Source organism: Undibacterium sp. GrIS 1.2 (assembly GCF_040544435.1).
Lineage (GTDB): Bacteria > Pseudomonadota > Gammaproteobacteria > Burkholderiales > Burkholderiaceae_D > Undibacterium.
The window spans coordinates 1-2613 of record NZ_JBEONP010000127.1 but is presented as its reverse complement, the minus strand read 5'-3'; the positions used below and the strand labels follow the sequence as shown (position 1 = coordinate 2613).

The window sequence follows — 2613 nt, the reverse complement described above, 5'->3', positions numbered from 1 at the left end:
TCCAGCTCAGCACAAAAGTTGGGAGATAAGATGCAAGCCAATGCGGCTGCAAAACAGTCTGCTCAGCATTCCGGCGCAGCAAGCAACGATTCTGCCTCCCACTCGTCTAAGCAGGAAGCACAGTCAGATGATGTGGTTGATGCGGAGTTTGAAGAGGTCAAAGAGCATAAATAAGTTGTCGTCACTTGCTCGTTCAGCGGTCGCCTATTCGTCACTAACAGTGTTTGTTGTGCCTGAGGATGATCAGATCCAGAGACCTTGATCTCGGAAGTCTCTTGCTTCTCTCATTATTGCACTGAGTCAATAGGATCATGGTCGACTAATAATTTGGAAATCAAATTAATTGCAATAATGACGACGCTACGATCATTTTTCTATAGGCAATGTTTGGAAGAGCCTTAACAGGCGAGTAATTGCCGATAGAATCGAAACACCGATGCGACATGTACTTTTTGCGCAGATGTCTGAGGATGGACGAGGTTTTTATCTAGAGCACCCTTCAGAGGGTGCCGCTTTATTAATTTTGTTGAACTTCAACGCACTACGTTCGGGTACGGTACAGGCGCATAAGTTTATTGTGCTGGTGACGCTACATACTTATTTTTACTTAACTCGTATAACTCATTCTCTTTTGTATATTTTCTCCTAAGCGGTAAGCGCGCTATCGAACTGAGAGCAATCTCGTCAAGGCGCATTATCAGAAAATAGATTGGCCTTGTAAATGACCGTCCATCGCAATTCTGCGAGCAACGCAACGTTTATAAATTCCATAGAAAGAGGTTTCCATCGTGTCCTATCAAAGTATCAATCCGAATGACGGCAAGACACTCAAAACATTTGAGCATTTAAGTAAAACCCAACTTGAGAGTTCATTGGCTAGTGCTGAATCCTGTTTCCAGACTTGGAAACAGACCAGTTATCAAGAGCGCGCAGCGATCGTAAAAAAAGCGGCAAAATTACTTCACGCGCGTGTGGATGATTTCGCAAAACTGGCGACGCTGGAAATGGGCAAACGCATCGATGAAGCGCGTGGGGAAGTGCAATTTAGTGCAGATATCCTGTCGTATTACGCCGATCATGCAGAAGACTTTTTGAAGCCGGTGAAGCTCAATCCCAAAGTCGGTGAGGCACATATGGAGAGCAGTCCATTTGGCGTGCTGTTTTGCGTTGAACCGTGGAATTTCCCTTATTACCAACTTGCACGTGTCGCTGGTCCGCAATTAATGGCTGGTAATGTATTAGTGGTAAAACATGCGGGCTGCGTACCGCAATGCGCGATAGCGTTTGAACAGCTGTGGATTGACGCTGGCGCGCCGGCAGGTGCCTATACGAATCTGCTGATCACGCATAAACAGTCAGACATTGTGATTGACGATCCTCGTATCAAAGGTGTGGCATTAACAGGTAGCGTTGCGGCAGGGCGGACGGTTGCTGCTCGTGCCGGACAAAATCTGAAGAAGACGTCAATGGAGCTCGGTGGCAGCGATGCGTTTATCGTGCTGGATGATGCGGATCTGGAAAAAACGATTCCATGGGCGGTCTGGGGGCGGATGTATAACGGTGGACAAACCTGTTGCGCAGCTAAGCGTTTCATTGTGATGGATTCTATTGCGGATGAATTTCTGGAGAAATTTTCGTCGGCATTGTCTGGATTAAAACCCGGTGATCCGATGGATGAAGCAACGACGCACGGTCCTCTGTCGACCGAGGCGGCATTGGTTCAATTACTACAGCAGGTCGATAGCGCAGTGAAACACGGCGCCAAGCTTGTGATGGGTGGCAAGCGTCTTGCCCGTCCAGGCTCCTTTATGGAAGTCACGATCCTGACGGACATCAAACCAGATAATCCAGCGTTCCGTGATGAATTTTTTGGTCCAGTCGTTTCCTTTTATCGCGTCAAGGACGAAGCTGCCGCAATCGCACTGGCAAATGACTCCGACTTTGGTCTGGGCGGGTCTGTATTCACCAAAGACATAGCTCGCGGTAAGCGTGTTGCAAGCCAAGTCGATACGGGCATGATGTTTATCAATAACCTCGATTGGTCAGATGCAGAACTACCGTTCGGCGGGATCAAATATTCTGGTTACGGACGCGAATTGGGCAACATGGGAATACAAGAGTTCGTCAATAAGAAACTTGTTCGTATTGCGGATCACGCTGCACCGGTTTGATCGATCGCAGAATCCGGTTGCAAGTATGAAGGTCTAGGTTTTGACATTAATACTTGCGCGCGGGCGTATTGCCAAATCCCTCAAATCTTCTATTACTTTCAGACGACACATTCGCTCAACAGCTTCTACACATTGGACAAAATTCTAATGATTTGTCCCGCTAGACAAAGCGTGGTCTAGTAAAAATTTCCTCTGACGAAAAGTAAGTGACGATAGCCCGATCCATGTTTGACCCAAGGAATTGGATAATCTGATGTATGTCAACGTTGCCGTATTAAAAGAAACCCAAGTACATGAACGGCGTGTCGCGCTGATTCCCTCGGTAGCCGGCGTTGGTGCACTTCAAACGGCGTTGGTGCACTTAAAAGTTGAAGTAAAAAGTACCCCAACCCCGATCATTTATGCAGGAACTTTCTGACTACGGACGGAGTTTGGGCGTCCA

2 protein-coding genes are annotated in these 2613 nt (G+C 47.3%); both read left to right on the top strand.

Annotated elements, in window-relative coordinates:
• The first annotated feature begins 788 nt into the window (after positions 1 to 788).
• Entirely contained in the window at positions 789 to 2171 is a 1383-nt protein-coding gene (locus AAKU61_RS22365) for an NAD-dependent succinate-semialdehyde dehydrogenase (RefSeq protein ID WP_323493023.1), read from the top strand.
• 241 nt (positions 2172 to 2412) lie between these two features.
• Positions 2413 to 2589: a hypothetical protein gene (locus tag AAKU61_RS22360; RefSeq protein ID WP_354335815.1), complete on the top strand. Its 177-nt coding sequence runs from the start codon at positions 2413 to 2415 to the stop codon at positions 2587 to 2589.
• Positions 2590 to 2613 lie beyond the last annotated feature (24 nt).